The organism is Flavobacterium sp. GNP011, assembly GCF_056428925.1.
Genome location: NZ_JBWJVJ010000010.1, coordinates 33116 through 48758, shown reverse-complemented (window position 1 = coordinate 48758; position 15643 = coordinate 33116). Strand labels below are relative to the sequence as shown.

The following is a 15643-nucleotide window of genomic DNA, read 5'->3' as shown; positions in this document are numbered from 1 at the left end:
AAACCAAAAAAAATTATTTGTAAATGAAACTTACCTTAACCCAACAAGATGTTTATTTTGATCAATTGTTGTTTCCAAATGAACCGATATACAATATTGGAGCTAAAATTGAAATTATAGGAATAATAAATATTGAAATATTCAAAAAAGCTTATGTTGAATTAATCAATCAGCATGATGCTTATAGGAGTATTATTATAAAGAACGAAGATGATATACAAATCAAAATAGTAGATGAACACCAATCTGAATTGGGTTTTATAGATTTTTCAAAACATGAAAATCCAATTGATGATGCCAATTTCTATATGCAAAAGGAATTTATGAAACCTTTTGATTTATTAAAGGGAACTCTTTTGCACATTTTTACTTTGGTAAAAGTTCAGGAAGATTTTCATTATTTATTTTCAGTCTATCATCATATTATAACTGATGGTTGGGGTACTTCTTTAATGTTTCAAAGATTGGTTCAAAATTATAACGAGATTTTAGAATCTGGTGAAATTAAAACAATCTATCCTTTTAGTTATAAGGATTTTATGGAAGATGATGCTGCATATAGAAATTCCGAATCGTATAATCAAGATAAAATGAACTGGGTTAACAAGTTTAACTCTTTACCTGAGAATTTGTTTGAAAAACTAGACGATACCCTTCAAATTAATAAAAGTAATCGTAAAGAACTGATTGTAAAAAGAGAAGTTTATAATCAATTAAATAGTTTAGCTGCTATCAATAAAAGCTCGGCATTTAATGTAATTCTAGCAGTTTTATATACTTATTTTGGAAGAAAACACCAGAATAATGATTTTGCAATAGGTTTGCCCGTTTTGAATAGAAGTAAATCCAAGTATAAGAAAACTGTTGGTCTCTTTATGGGGATTTCACCTTTAAGAATTACTCTGGATTTTGAGGCTACTTTTGAAAATTTAATCATTGATATAAAAAATCAATTAAGACATGATTATCGCCATCAAAAATTTCCTTTGGGCAAATTAATTCAAGAGCTTCAAATTTTTAATGAGAAAGAAAGGTTATTTAATATTACGCTTTCTTATGAAAAACAAAATTATTCTAATGATTTTAAGAATACACAAACCCGAGTAATTCCATTAACACATCAATCAGAGCGAGTTGCTTTGGCTATTTACATTAGAGAGTTTGATGAACAGGAAGATGTGAAAATTGACTTTGATTATAACGTGAATTATTTTGATGATGTAAGAATAACAGAAGTTACTCATCATTTTGAAAATTTAATTAACGCCATTTTAGTTTCTCCTGATAAAAAACTAAGTGAGTTGATTTATTTATCGCAAAAAGAAGAGTATCAGTTAACAGTTGAATTTAACAATACAAAAGCTGATTACTCGAAAGACAAGACAATCGTTGATTTATTTGAAGCACAAGTAGAAAAAAACCCTGAAAAAGAAGCCCTTAAAGATGATCATAAATCCTATTCATACTCTGAACTTAACAAGTTTTCAAACCAAATAGCAGAATACCTTATTAAATCTTATGGAGAAAAGGATAAATCACCAATTGCGGTTTTATTAGGGAGATCTGCTCATATGGTTGCCGTTCTATTAGGAATATTAAAATCAGGGAGATCCTATATTCCATTAGATCCTACTTTTCCAAAAGAGCGATTAAGTTATATTGTTGATAATAGCCAAAGCAAATTACTTATCAACGAAAAAGAGTATGAATTAGAAGGCGTTGAAGATGTCGCGATAGTGTCGTTGGAAAATATTTTATTAGGAATTGATGCATTCGAAGGCAATAGATCCGCAATGATTTCTCCTGAAGATACCGCCTATATAATATACACATCAGGTTCAACAGGAAACCCGAAAGGCGTTGAAATTGGCCATAAATCGTTGCTTAATTTTTTGACCAGTATCCAACAAAAACCAGGAGTTAGCTCAAATGATATATTGTTTTCGGTAACGACTTATTCTTTTGATATTTCCATATTAGAGTTTTTTACACCATTGTTTTCAGGAGCTACTTTATATATTGCAAGTCAAGAAGTTTTATCAGATCCTCATTTGATTATTCAAAAAATAAAGGATGTACAACCTACTATAATTCAAGCCACACCAAGTTTTTATCAAATGTTGTTTAATGCCGACTGGCTTGGAGACAAAGGATTAAAAGTACTGTGTGGAGGTGATTTATTAAGCGAAACATTAGCAGAAAAGCTCATCAACACTAGTTTAGAAGTTTGGAATATGTATGGGCCTACAGAAACTACCATTTGGTCCAGCATAAAAAGAATAGAACATCCAAAAGAGCAGTCCAACATAGGGAAACCAATAAATAATACGCAATTTTATATATTAGATTCATTTTTAAGTCCCAAGCCAATAGGAACACCCGGAGCCATTTATATAGCAGGCGATGGATTAGCGAAAGGGTATTATAAAAATGAGACACTAACCAAAGAAAAATTTATTAAAAACCCATTTAATATCAGAAGTTTACTATATGAAACTGGTGATGTAGGAAAGTGGAATGATGATGGGGAAATTGAGTTTTTAGGAAGAAATGATAATCAGGTTAAGATTAGAGGTTATAGAATTGAGCTTGGGGATATAGAGTCGCAATTAAATCAAATAGAAGGAATTAATGATTCTGTAGTAATTGCTAAAAAAGGGAATCAACAAGACGCTTTTTTAGTGGCTTATATTTTAAAAAGCGAAGAAGAAATTGATACGGAAAAAGTAATTATAGCGTTGAAAAAGAATCTCCCTTACTATATGATTCCAAATGCAATCATTCCTTTGGAAGGATTTCCGCTTACTCCAAACCAAAAAGTGGATAGGAAATTTTTATCCCAAAGAACCATTCAACAAAATACAAATTATGATGATTTTAAAGCTCCTATTTCCTATTTAGAAAAAAAACTTTTTGAATATTGGAAAGAAGTATTAAATAGTAAAGAACCTATAAGTGTAAATGATAATTTTTTTGCTCATGGTGGACATTCATTAAACGCTGTTAAATTGATTGGATTAATTGCCAAACAGCTTTCGTTTACTATTACTTTAAAAACTATTTTTGACTATCCAACAATTGAATTACTAGCTAGTTATTTGCAAGGACTTGAAAAGAGTCAATCGATTGCTATATCATTATCCGAATCTAAAGACTTTTTCAGTCTAACACCGTCCCAATACAATATTTGGTTAGCATCTCAACAAAAAAATGGCTCAATAGCTTACAATATGTCTGCTGGTTATAGTATTGAGGGGATTGTAAATTTGGGTAATATTACAAATGCAATTAATAAAATAATTAATAAGCATGAAATTCTGAGGACAAATTTTATTGAAATAGATGGAATTCCTTATCAAAAAATTAATGCTGCTGAAAACGAAAGGTTTAAAATTACTGTTAATAAATTAAATAGTGAAAAAGCAAGAGAAACTATAAGCCAATTAGTTAATACAGAATTTGATTTAGAAACAGATTTATTAATAAGAGTCCAACTTCTTCAATTAGATACAAATCAATTTATAATGCTTTTTTCTACGCATCACATTATAATGGATGGATTGTCTTTAGAAATTTTTATAAAAGAATTTATTGAAAATTATAATGAAAGTACTTCTCTAGACGCTACAAAAGTAAATATTTTGAAATTTCAATTTAAAGATTATTCGGAATGGTTTAATAAAACCTTGGCTGATGATGCCTTTAAAAACAAGTTGTTTTGGGAAAAATATCTTGAAAATTATCGACCTAAAGATTCTTTTGATACGGATTTTAGCATTGAAAATAATCAGCAAAGCGGAAGTAAGTATTTGTTTGAACTAACGACCGATGTTACTTCAGATTTAAAGGAATTAGCACTTTGTGAGCAAGTCACTTTTTATACCATTTTAGTAGCCACTTTAAATATTTTGATTTATAAATTCTCTAATCATAATGATATTTGTATTGGAACAGTAAACTCCGGAAGAAATATCCCAGAGTTAAATAATCAAATTGGGATGTTTGTTAAAACGCTTGTTTTAAGAACACAAATTGAGTCGGAGCAAACTTTTGTTGGTATATTGAGAAATACTCAACATAATTTATTTGAGATAAATGATTATCAAGCTGTCTCTTTTGAGAAGCTGTCACAATCTGTTTTTGACGTTATGTTGGTATATCAGAATCCAGAGTTTTCCTTTGAGAATATCGATGAATTAAATGATTTAAAATTAACGTCTTATCCTATTGACAACAAGTACAGCAGGATACCTATTGTGTTTAATTTGTTTGAAAGTGAAAATAAGCTGAAAGGTATTATTGATTATAATTGTGATTTATTTGAAGAAGATACCATAGAAATTGTTGCCCTGAAATACAGTCAAATTTTAAATGAAATAATAAAAAATCCATTAATGAAAGTGGATTTGATTGATGCTAAATTAGAATTTGAGAAAAGTACAGCATTTGATTTTGATTTTAATTTCTAAAAAACACCTATAGTTTTGATTTACATCTATTATTCGTATCTGTCTAAAGAAAATCACGAAAGTTTGTTGAAAAATGATTTGCCAAAATTTCCAGTTGATTATCAAGAGAAAATTAAGCGATACCGAAGATGGCAAGATGCACAATTGTCACTTTTAGGTCGGATAGTATTGTTTAAGGGGATTGAAGAAATTTACGGGCATAATCCTCACAATAAAGTGATAAAACACACAAAATATAGTAAGCCTTATTTTGATGATGATTTAATCCAGTTTAATATCTCACATTCTGGAAACATTGTTGTATGTGCATTATGTGATAAACATGAAATAGGAATTGATGTTGAAATTGTAATGGATATTGAAATAGATGACTTTAAAAGTCAAATGACTGAAATTGAATGGAATAGTGTTGTTTTGTCGAATAATATAAAAGTTGCTTTCTTTGATTATTGGACACAAAAAGAAGCTGTGATAAAGGCTCATGGTAATGGATTGTCAATTCCCCTAAAATCATTTGAAATTATAGATAATAAGACCAAAATAAATGAAGAGAACTTTTATTTAAAGGAAATAAAAATAGATGAGATGTATAAATGTTACATCTCACTAAAAACTAATATTAGTGAAATATCAATAAAAAAATATAATACAAATCCAATAATTTAATTAAAAAACAAAATGAAAAATCTAAGGAGACTATTTTTACTACTATGTCTGTTGCCTACTTGTTTGTTTTCTCAAACAAATACTTTTAAATTAGAAAAAACAACCACTTTCTTTCCTGAAGAGAAAATTATTAATCAAGAGAAAATAGAATGGAGGTACTTAAACGTTCCTGAAAACTGGGATAAACCAACGGGTAAAACAATTAAAATTGCAATCGCAATTTTGAAATGCACCTCAAAAAATATAGTTTCAAATCCTATTATATATGTAGAAGGAGGTCCAGGAGCTGGAGGTATTGAAGGAATATGGAATTGGTTAAAACATCCGTCAAGAAAAAATAGTGATATTGTTTTAGTTGATGTTAGGGGAACTGGTAATTCTTTACCTAAATTTTGTCCTGACTTAGGAAAGCAATTCTTGGAAATACTATCAAAAAATCAGAATAGTACTCAAGATGAACAGCAAAAAACTATTGCTGCAATAGCGTGTAAACAAGATTTATTAAATAGAGATATTGATTTAAACTCTTATAATAGTAAATCAATTGCTAAAGATTTAAATGCTTTAAAGAAGGCATTAAAGTATGAAAAATGGAATGTTTATGGTGTTTCTTATGGAACTTACACAGCTCAAGTTTATGCAAATGATTTTCCTCAAGATATTAAGTCATTAATTCTAGATTCTTCGATTTCAGATATTTCTCAGTATTATAATCATAATACTGTAAATTACATGAATAGCCTTAAAAAAGTTTTTAGCGCCTGTGAAAATGACCTAAATTGTAATAAGCAATACCCAAATTTAGAGAGCGCCTACTATGAAACAATAGAAAGATTAGACAAAAAGCCTATTACGGTTAAAGTTGATAAGAAAATCATTCCTAGTGGGGAGTTTACTTATAATGTGGAAGATTTTAAAATTGCTATTCAACAATCCCTATATCAAAGAAAATTAATTGAAGTATTACCCTTATTAATCACTGAATTTAATAAAGGAAACAAAAGTACTTTGAGTTCACTTGTAGCTGCTTTTTCAGGGGCTTTAAGTTTAGATTATGGAGCTTATTATTGCGTAAGCTGTAACGAGGCTATCCCTAATAATTCGATTTCTGAATTTGACAAGGAGGCACTTAATTATAAAAAATTAAAAGGAGGGTTGTCTTTTTATAAATCAGATTTTTTAGTATGTGATAAATGGAATTTAGGAATTGATAAGTCATCTAAGGAATTAAATAATTTTTCGAATCTATCAATATTAACAGCACCAGTGTTAGTGTTTTCAGGTGAATTTGATCCTATCACTCCGGCTTCAAACGGGAAAACTATTGTTGGGAAGTTCAAAAATAGTTTTTTAGTAAACGCTCCAGTTTCTGGTCATGCACCTAGTTTTTCGAAAATTGGATCTAAAATTTTAAATGAATTTATTAGTAATCCAGGTCAAAATCCTGATGTGAATGGATTTCAATCGAATAACAAAGTTCATTTTGTTACTGATGTAAAGATTAATGGAGGAGTTTCGAATTTTGCTAATAGCCTAAACGAATTTAACTTATTATTTTTTGCTCCATTCTTTATCGCTGTTATTATCCTATTAATTTCAATTTTCAATTTTTGTTATGTACTAATTAGAAATAGGAAAGATGTTACTCAAAATAAATTGATGAAGTGTTTAATTATAATAACTTCTTTATTAGGTTTATATACTATTATTGGGTTTGTTTTTGCTGTTGATAGTACGGCTCAAGACAATTTTTATTTACTTGCTTTTGGGGTGCCAAATCAATTTGATTACTTATTTATAATTCAATGGGTTTTTATAGCATTTACAATGATTTCAATTCTTTATTTTGCTTTTAAAATTAAGTCTATTTCGAATACAAGCGTTATTGCGACAATTTTATTTTCTTTATTCCTTATCGGTGTTTATTTCCAATATTGGGGATTTTTGTTTTAAAAAGCATTGATTTTAGACATGTGAATTAAAAAGAGAAGCTGTTAGATAAAGGCTGATAGCCTTTCTTTTTTTAATATTGGATATTCTTGAGTAAAGAGAACACCCTTTTCCGGTTTAAACTGGAGAGTTATTCAGGATCAAACTGGACAGTTTTGATGATGATTTTTTAGTTGTTAAACGTTGATATAGTTTTGTAATTCATATAAATATATTAAGTCATCTTCGTTATCTGGCATTTGTGTTAGCTGTATAGACTTGATATTTTGGAAAAGTGAATTTTCTCCCAGTATGTCTTGAATTATGATGAAAATTTCTTGTCCTAAAGTCTTAGTATCACAATGCAAATTGTAGATTTTAAGAAAAACTATGGTGACTAATCTTTGAGTTTCTTCTTGATAAACTAAAGTTAGAAACTTGAGTTCACTGGCTTTTAATGTTAGCTCATGGAAGATATATGGCTTGTAAATCCATCGGTAATTTCATAAACTCTTTCGGTTGTATGTATGAACGCAGTGAATTTTCAATTCATCAATTGTGGTGCCTTAAGTACTAAATCAATTACCCTGTTAAAGTATTCCTGATTACCGTTGGTAGTTATTATGAGTTCGGATTTCGTATCGGCCTTTTTGGAAATACAATCATACAACTATTTTCTTTACAATAGTAGCTGAGGTTTTTGTTTAACCAAAAGCTTATGTGTTTTTGGTTTTTACAGATTTGGGCAACTCCCGCATAACGTCTTACTGCTTGGCGATGTGGCGGATTAAGGAAGCCTAAACTTTCGGTTAACACTGTCTTTGAAAGTACAAAACCTATTTCAAATTAAGCCTAATACCCAAATCACTTGTAGCAAGTGTTAGCGGTTGCCAGAGTATGCGGTTTAAGTCAGAATTCTAATTATAATCCAAAACGCCAAAAATATTCCACCGATTATTAAAATTCGATTTCCTTGTTTTCTGTCATTTTCTGAATAGGCATAAATTCGGCTTCCATTTGGCAGTGTTTTTTTATAAGTTAACAAATGCCAACCAATAAAAATCCCCAATAATCCGCCCAAAAATGCTGTTAAATATCCTAGAATTATATAGATTTTTTGACCTTCCTCGGGTTTTGACAATTCTAAAATTCTTTGCTGTTTAATTTTTTCTATTTCTTCGGGTGTAATTTCTTCGCCTTTTTTTTTAAGTAGTTTTTTAGCAAGTGAAACGTCAAATTTATTCCATTCGTCACTTTTTGAAACTACGTCAATTAATTCATGGTCGGAAAAACTAAACAAATAATAATCTTTATCAATGTGATGAATTTCGTTTTCCGATTTATCAGCTAATATTTTATTGGCTTTTTCAAAATCACTTTTCTTGAGTTTTATGCAATATTCTTTCCCAAAACCATTGTTAGCAAAAGTTGGGTCGAAACTCAAAGAATTGTCTTCTAACAAAAATTCAATGTTTTGTTCAGCTATTAATTCGCCTAATTCTTTTGCTGAATTTTGGTCATTAAATTTTTCAAATGTTATAAATTCTTCTTTCATACATATTTCTGTTTTTCGAACTGGTAACCGCTAACGTTCTGGCGCTTGGCGTGGTTGGGGAATAAAGACGCGAGATTTTTCGGTTAAACACAAATTTTCCAAATACAAAACCATCTTTAAATTCAGCCTAAAACCCCAATCACGCCAAACGGCTGTTAGCGGTGGTTTACTTTTTCATTAATTGAATATATTCCGTTCCACATTCACCAAATATTTTATAATGGTTCGTTGAATTTCCAGTATTTTGTAATTTCAGTCTATCTTTAAAAATTAGAAAAGGAATACCTTTTGGCTTTACTTTTTCATTTTCATCTCTGTATTCATCCCATGGGATTCCTTCAAGCACCAGATAACTACGATCATTAATAAAATAAATTTTGCCTTTCAGATTTCTTTTGGAAGTTTCTAAGTTATAATAGTATTTTCCATCGTGGCGTGATATTTTTAAAGTAATTGGACAATCCGATATAGAGTCAAATTCGGTTTTATATATTCCAGATATAGTATCTGTAAATTTTATTTTCTTTTGCTTTTCTTCTATAATTTTGTCTTTTGGAAAGGCATCATCTTTTTTATTGCACGAAACAATAAAAGCAACGAGAATGATAAAAAGTTGTATTTTCATGAGTTCAGTTATAAATCACCGCTAACGTTCCCGCGTTAAATGTCAGTTGCCAATCAAAGCGAACTGAGTTCTTTCTGCCAAGATAAATATAATTCGTGAAGATGAACGTTCCGGCAAGAATAAATTTGGTAATTGCATTTAGCGTGTGTTAGCTGTAGTTTTTCTTTTCCGCAACAATTGAATAGACCATTGGAATTTTGTTGTCCAAATGTTTTATTCGAAATTTTTTCGTCTCAAATTCAATCATATTACTGAAAACATTATAAGGCGAATAATCGTATTCTTGAAAATCAATAATTTCCATTGAATTGTTGAGCAAACTCCCAACAACCTCACTCATACTATGATTCCAGGTTACATAAGACTGTGAAATTTCAGCATCTTTGTCTGCATAAGTTCCGTTTTCTGTCTCAACTATTGGTGCTATATTGAAATAGTTGTAACCGATTTTCTCGAAATTATCATCGAACATCCAAACTACAGGATGAAACTCCACAAAAATGAATTTTCCATTTGGTTTTAAGAATTTCGAAATTAATTTTCCCCATTTTTCTAAATCGGGCAACCAAGTTATAGTTCCATAACTTGTGAATACAATGTCGAATTGTTTCTCAAGATGATTTTCCAAGTCATATAAATCACAACATATAAACTTGGTGTTTGAGTTTGTATCTTTTGCAATTTTTATTGCACTTTCAATTGCTTTGTCCGACAAATCAACTCCCGTAAGTTCTGCTCCAAGTCGGCTTAAAGAAATGGTATCTTGTCCGAAATGACATTGCAAATGTAGAATGCTTTTTCCCTCTATATCTCCAAGTATTTTTAATTCGATTGGGTTTAGTGAAGTTTCTCCTTTTAAAAAACCTTCAAGATTATAGAATTCCGAATTCAAATGAGTATCAGTTCTGTTATTCCAAGAGTGTTTGTTAATTTCAATATAATTTTTTTCCGTATTCATATTCGTTTATGCTTTTTAATATTTTCCTTTGGATTCGGTTGGTTCTATAAAATTACTGCTAACGTTCTCGCGCTACAGCGGGTTTGGGACTAAATTAAGCCCTATTTTCGGATTTGCCAAATCATCCCAAATACAAAACCAACTTTCCATTAAGCCAATTGCCCAAATCCGTTGTAGTAGCTGTTATAGGCGGTTTATGCTAAGCCATGAGGTGAAAAATAATATATTTCTCCAGTTTCCAAATTCATTTCAAGTGTGAAATAATATTCACCACCATCGTTTACTTCCAAAATAGAGCTTTCCCATGTATCTTGATGACTACTTTTTTTAGATATTCCATTTATCCAAACTTCTTTTTCATTTTTAGCATTAGTTACAAAAACACATTGCTTAAAATAATCAGATTCCAATTTATGTTTTCTGAATTTAGATTTGTTTAAATCTATTTGATTCTGAATTATTAACTGGAGTTTAAAAAAGTCCTTAGCTGATATTTTTGTGGCTTTAACAGGATGATTGAAATAGTTTTTAAAGGAATCATTATAACTAAAGACCGTAAAATCTTCTGGAATATCAAATTGATAATTGTTTTTTATAGAAGTGTTATTAGTCAATACTTTCATTTTAGCATTTAATGATAATAATTGAATTTGATTTCCAATAAAAATTAGTTTTATTGATATCTTTTTACTAATAAGATTTATAGTGTCATTTTGTATTTTGTACTTTCCAGTAATTGATCTATTAGTTCCAATTTCTTTATTGTTTAGAACACTGGAATAATTAAAAGACGAATCTTTTTTTAATAATAAAGTTTCCTTTCCTCCAAAGAACTTATCCTGAGATATATTTTGAGCTAGGAGATAGTTTTCTTCTCGAGTACAATTAGTAAAAAAGGGTAAGATTAACGCTAAATATATTAGTTTTATCATGTCGCATTTTGGTGCGGCAAAATTACTGCCAACGTTTGCGGGCTACAAGCAGTTTGGGACTAAATTAAGCCCAATTTTCGGATTTGCCAAAAACTTCCAGATACAAAACTATTTTTCCGACAAGACAAATGCCCAAATTGCTTGTAGCGTGTGTTGGCAGATCGGTTTTATTTTTCTAATTTCTGTATCTCTATTTCAGTATATTCAAAACTTTCTTTTTTTTCATTTCTATGTTGTATTTCCACAATAATTTTGTCAGAATTTAATCCAACAATATTTCGTAGTAAATTTTCATGGTACATTTTTACTATTTTTTCAGCGTGACTTTCCAAGTTTTCTTTTTCATTATCCAATAAGTTACTATTAATTAAAGTAATTTGATAATTTTCTTTTTTATTGTCTGTTCTGATTTTGTTTTGTTTAATTACCATTTTTTCAGGTTGATAAATGTTACCAATTTGCTGAATCTCATTATCCGTTGTTGCTTTTATTATTTTCACTTCTGATTTTTTTTCTTGAGAAGTAATAACATTTTCTTTGCATGAAAATATTGAAATCAATATTAAAATATTTAGAAAATTTTTCATTTTTTTCTGTTTTCGTTTCGTTCGGGCAAACTGTCTGCCAACGTTCTCGGGCTACAAGCAGTTTGGGACTAAATTAAGCTCTATTTTCGGATTTGCCAAATCATCCCAAATACAAAACCAATTTTAAATTAAGCCTAATACCCAAATTGCTTGTAGCGTGTGTTAGTGGCTGGCTCTTTCAGCGTTCCAATTTTCAAGTTTCTACTTTCAGATTCCAACTATTAAACATCTATTTTTCAAAATCTGCCTTTCACGTTGCTACTTTTTAGGTTTCAACTTTCACGTTTCAGTTGGTTCATTCCAATTTTCAAGTTCCGCTTTTATGATTCTAATTTTCACGTTTCTATTGGCACATTCCAGCTTTCAAGTTTCTGCTTTTCAGAGTCCAATTTTCACGTTTCTGTTGGCACATTCCAACTTTCAAGTTTCTGCTTTTCAGATTCCAATTTTCACGTTTCTGTTGGCACGTTCCAACTTTCAAGTATCTGCTTTTCAGATTCCACTTTTTGCATTTTTTTAGCTAAACATCAATTTTTATATTTCTATTTAATTTCAAAGCTTAGCTATTCAAACTTACATTTTGAAAGTTTTGAATATATTTAACTTTTTGTAATTAAATTAGTTACGTCTGTTTCTCTTCGAGCTTGCCACTAACGTTCCCGCGCTACAAGCAGTTTGGGACTAGATTAAGCCCATTTTTCGGATTTGCCAAATCTTCCAAATACAAAACCAACTTCAAATTAAGCCTAATACCCAAATTGCTTGTAGCGTGTGTTACCAGCTGTATTTATATTTCCGCACTTATTAATTTTATCCAGTCTTTTCCAAATATTCTCAACTCATAAATCCATAAATTTTCTGTTTTGTTATTTTTGAACCAATAATCTTTTGAATAGTCAATCCAAAAACCATTTTTAAAATCTTTGTCATAAATAGAAAATGAATCTCCGTCAAATTTTACAATTTCGACAATATTTTCAATTATAAATTTAGTTTCTATTTTCAAAATTGCTATTTCTGTAAAACGGTAAAGTTTAAGAAAGTTTTCTTTAGATAATTCCTCTTTAAGAGTTAGAAGCGTTTTTGTAAGATTTCTAATTTCATCTTCTGTAAAACTTAAATTTAAGTAGTTAAATTTGAAATCAGTTCCGTTAAGTTCGATTGCTTTCTGTTCAATTTCTTCGATTGTTAAAATTTCATTTTCTGAAATTATTTTTTCTGAAATTGAGGAAATAAAAGAGATTAATTCAGGTAATTTTAATTTTCTTTCTTCCAGTTTTCGCAATGTTTTTATCTTTAAATTTCTTTCTTCTGTGTTCATTTAGTGTAATATAGCTGGTAACGTTCTCGCGCTACAAGCAGTTTGGGACTAAATTCAGTCCATTTTTCGGATTTGCCAAATCTTCCTGACACAAAACCAACTTCAAATTAAGCCTAATACCCAAATTGCTTGTAGCGTGTGTTGGCGGTAGGTTTTATTCAATCCATTGTCCTTCAGCAATATTTGAATCTAAATACTTTCCATTATGAGCATTATATCTTAATATTTTTTGAAGAAAAGTATTATTTGATTTATAATCTTCATTTGTGAATTTCCAAACCAATATATTTTTACTTACATCGTAATTCAATTCTATTTTTGTTTTTTCTTTAACATTGAATTTACGGTTAACGGCTTTGTTTTTTGTTTCTTGTAAAGAAATTATATTATTTATTAAAGGATTTTTTATCGGTAAATCAATGTCTTTAATAATTTTACCAAATTCATCTACTTCAATGTTAGAAGTATATTCGCCAATTCCTTTTTCAATATTTGAAAATGAAAAACATAAAATATAAAGGTATCGTGTTTCCATGTTATGTCTTTTATAAAAAATGCTATCAATTATTTTTCCTTCTTTGAAATAAATCTGTTTATAAAACTTTTCTCCAACTCTAGATAAAAGATAATCTTTAACTTTTTGAGATACCTTTAAAGGTAAATCATCAAGTCTTGTAGCTATTTTTGGCATATACGGATAAACATCATAAAACGGGCAATTGATTAATATTACATCTTTGGAGAAGGTTTTGGGTTTGTAGTTTGGATTAGGTTGTAATTTTACAATTAAAGTATCATTGTTTTTTAAATTTAATTTTTTATCGACCTTTATAAATCGAGAATCATCAAGATATAATCGATAAGTTTTTAGGCTGTCTAGTTTCAAATATTTTAGACTGTAAAAACCATTGTCATCTTCAGTTCCTAGACTGCTTCCCATATCGTTTTCATCTATTAAATGGGGTAAAAAATATTTGTGTTTTTCATCATCATCATAGGTTTCAACTTTAATCATAGTTTGAGCAAACGAATTCAAAAAACAAAATAGGGAAAGTATGTAAAGAAGTTTTTTCATTTTTTTATCATGGGTTATTGAATTTACGATTTCGTGTTAAACTTACCGCCAACGTTCCCACGCTACAAGCAGTTTGGGACTAAATTAAGCCCATTCTTCGGATTTGCCAAATCTTCCAAATACAAAACCACTTTTTTCAAATTAAGCCTAATACCCAAATTGCTTGTAGCGTGTGTTGGCGGTAGGTTATTTCTTCAGTTCGGGTAATTCCACAACGAAGAAATCGATTATTAATGATGTGATTTTTCCATTTGCATCAATTCCCCAATATGCTGGATATAAACCATCGCCGTAACCTGATTGAAACATTGGAATATTTAATTCTGTTTTAGGAAACTTGTAATTAATCCAATTCCCAACATCTTTTGGGTCATTTTTATTAACTGCATTTTTTTTAAATTCAGTTTCAAAAAAATCATCATAAATATTTTTGGTTGAATCTTTTTCATAAAATTCCTTTTGGAATTTATCAAATTCTAAACCTGTTTTATAATCAAAAAAACTTGCTAAACCTGCATCAACAGCAAAACCAAAAAAGGAATCGTCTTCTTTTAGTTCATTGCTGTTTTCGTTTTCTCTTAACGCAAGAATCCATTTAACGGCTTTTTTGTCAGTGATTTCCAATTTTGCCAACGCAAATCTATCGCCCGATTTTTTTGTTCTAGCTATATAGATTTTCATTGGATAATTCCCAGGGTTTACAGTTGTAGATAAGGGAATCAGTTCTGTATAGACTAATGGGTCACAAACAATTATTTTTCCAGTTGGTAAATTTAAATTTCCAATATTCAGTAGCGAAATTTCAATACCATCAATTTTTTTATTTTCTAAAATCAAATTATAGTCAACAATTGATTCTTTCTCATTATTTGAGCTTTTTTCATTTGATTTTTGAATTAAACTTTCATTTTTAGATTCAACCTTTTTGGTCTGCGAATTACAAGCAAATAAATTAATTATTAAAGAACTGAATATTATCTTTTTCATTTGGTTGTTGTTTCCTATTTAGTTGTTTGTTCATGGTTAACTTACTGCCAACGTTCCGGCGCTTGGCGAGGTTGCGAATTTCGGAATCGATTATTTTCTATCAAAGATAAAATTTCTTGCGAGAAATAAACGTGAATTTACTACAAAATTCGCAATCTTGCCAAACGCCTGTTATGGGCTGTATTTATTCTTCCCAAAAACTTGTCTTTATTATTTTCAATTCTCCATTTAAGTCAATTTTTGCTAAGATTATAAAACCTTTTCCATATTCAGGCATGTATTTTATTTTCGAAATTTCGGCAGTGAGTAACCCGTATTCTGGATAATAATAATATGTGATATTAACTTTCGGTTTATTGACATTTAGTTTTTTTAAACAGCCTGAATTTAATTTTATGATTGGTTTTGCTAAAAATTTTATTTCAAGTCTTTTGTAAGCTTCATCTACTGAGATTTTCTCTTCATTTTTCACAAAGTTTGCAACTTGGCGGATTCAAGTTTCTATCGCAATTTTTTGCTTTAGAGTTTTGCCTTATTTT

Annotated in this window: 12 protein-coding genes; 3 read left to right on the top strand and 9 right to left on the bottom strand. The window is 29.6% G+C overall.

Features of this window, described 5'->3' with window-relative positions; all coding sequences use genetic code 11:
• Positions 1–23: 23 nt before the first annotated feature.
• Genes AC061E_RS10205 through AC061E_RS10195 form a run of 3 tightly spaced genes read left to right on the top strand, consistent with a single transcriptional unit; the run spans position 24 to position 7088 of the window.
• Entirely contained in the window at positions 24–4469 is a 4446-nt protein-coding gene (locus AC061E_RS10205) for a non-ribosomal peptide synthetase (RefSeq protein WP_478286148.1), read from the top strand.
• A 15-nt stretch (positions 4470–4484) separates the two neighbouring features.
• Positions 4485–5135: a 4'-phosphopantetheinyl transferase family protein gene (locus tag AC061E_RS10200; protein ID WP_478286147.1), complete on the top strand. Its 651-nt coding sequence runs from the start codon at positions 4485–4487 to the stop codon at positions 5133–5135.
• Between the two features lie 12 nt (positions 5136–5147).
• Complete coding sequence (locus AC061E_RS10195) at positions 5148–7088, top strand: alpha/beta fold hydrolase (protein ID WP_478286146.1); 1941 nt, start codon at positions 5148–5150, stop codon at positions 7086–7088.
• 880 nt (positions 7089–7968) lie between these two features.
• Here the strand turns inward: AC061E_RS10195 and AC061E_RS10190 are convergent.
• From AC061E_RS10190 to AC061E_RS10150, 9 genes are all read right to left on the bottom strand, one after another.
• A complete protein-coding gene (locus AC061E_RS10190; protein WP_478286145.1) occupies positions 7969–8619 on the bottom strand; it encodes a hypothetical protein in 651 nt (216 codons plus the stop codon).
• A gap of 166 nt (positions 8620–8785) precedes the next feature.
• Positions 8786–9244 carry a hypothetical protein gene (locus AC061E_RS10185; RefSeq protein ID WP_478286144.1) on the bottom strand — a complete coding sequence of 153 codons (459 nt, stop codon included), beginning with the start codon at positions 9242–9244 and terminating at the stop codon, positions 8786–8788.
• A gap of 148 nt (positions 9245–9392) precedes the next feature.
• On the bottom strand, positions 9393–10202 hold the full coding sequence (locus AC061E_RS10180) for a class I SAM-dependent methyltransferase (protein WP_478286143.1): 810 nt from the start codon (positions 10200–10202) through the stop codon (positions 9393–9395).
• 194 nt (positions 10203–10396) lie between these two features.
• Entirely contained in the window at positions 10397–11134 is a 738-nt protein-coding gene (locus tag AC061E_RS10175) for a hypothetical protein (protein ID WP_478286142.1), read from the bottom strand.
• 167 nt (positions 11135–11301) lie between these two features.
• Positions 11302–11721, bottom strand: a complete 420-nt coding sequence (locus AC061E_RS10170) for a hypothetical protein (RefSeq protein ID WP_478286141.1) — start codon at positions 11719–11721, stop codon at positions 11302–11304.
• Between the two features lie 787 nt (positions 11722–12508).
• The gene (locus tag AC061E_RS10165) at positions 12509–13042 is read right to left on the bottom strand and encodes a hypothetical protein (protein WP_478286140.1); all 534 of its coding nucleotides are present in this window, start codon (positions 13040–13042) and stop codon (positions 12509–12511) included.
• A 154-nt stretch (positions 13043–13196) separates the two neighbouring features.
• Positions 13197–14117, bottom strand: a complete 921-nt coding sequence (locus tag AC061E_RS10160) for a hypothetical protein (RefSeq protein WP_478286128.1) — start codon at positions 14115–14117, stop codon at positions 13197–13199.
• A gap of 186 nt (positions 14118–14303) precedes the next feature.
• Complete coding sequence (locus AC061E_RS10155) at positions 14304–15104, bottom strand: DUF4241 domain-containing protein (protein WP_478286139.1); 801 nt, start codon at positions 15102–15104, stop codon at positions 14304–14306.
• A 184-nt stretch (positions 15105–15288) separates the two neighbouring features.
• Positions 15289–15576, bottom strand: coding sequence for a hypothetical protein (locus tag AC061E_RS10150; protein ID WP_478286138.1), 288 nt, complete (start codon positions 15574–15576; stop codon positions 15289–15291).
• Positions 15577–15643: the final 67 nt, after the last annotated feature.

Excerpts from the sequence above, each read along its gene's own strand:
- AC061E_RS10155 (WP_478286139.1), bottom strand. The coding sequence starts at position 15,104 with ATGAAAAAGATAATATTCAGTTCTTTAATAATTAATTTATTTGCTTGT.
- AC061E_RS10170 (WP_478286141.1), bottom strand. The coding sequence starts at position 11,721 with ATGAAAAATTTTCTAAATATTTTAATATTGATTTCAATATTTTCATGC.
- AC061E_RS10195 (WP_478286146.1), top strand. The coding sequence starts at position 5,148 with ATGAAAAATCTAAGGAGACTATTTTTACTACTATGTCTGTTGCCTACT.
- AC061E_RS10205 (WP_478286148.1), top strand. The coding sequence starts at position 24 with ATGAAACTTACCTTAACCCAACAAGATGTTTATTTTGATCAATTGTTG.
- AC061E_RS10160 (WP_478286128.1), bottom strand. The coding sequence starts at position 14,117 with ATGAAAAAACTTCTTTACATACTTTCCCTATTTTGTTTTTTGAATTCG.
- AC061E_RS10190 (WP_478286145.1), bottom strand. The coding sequence starts at position 8,619 with ATGAAAGAAGAATTTATAACATTTGAAAAATTTAATGACCAAAATTCA.
- AC061E_RS10180 (WP_478286143.1), bottom strand. The coding sequence starts at position 10,202 with ATGAATACGGAAAAAAATTATATTGAAATTAACAAACACTCTTGGAAT.
- AC061E_RS10165 (WP_478286140.1), bottom strand. The coding sequence starts at position 13,042 with ATGAACACAGAAGAAAGAAATTTAAAGATAAAAACATTGCGAAAACTG.
- AC061E_RS10175 (WP_478286142.1), bottom strand. The coding sequence starts at position 11,134 with ATGATAAAACTAATATATTTAGCGTTAATCTTACCCTTTTTTACTAAT.
- AC061E_RS10185 (WP_478286144.1), bottom strand. The coding sequence starts at position 9,244 with ATGAAAATACAACTTTTTATCATTCTCGTTGCTTTTATTGTTTCGTGC.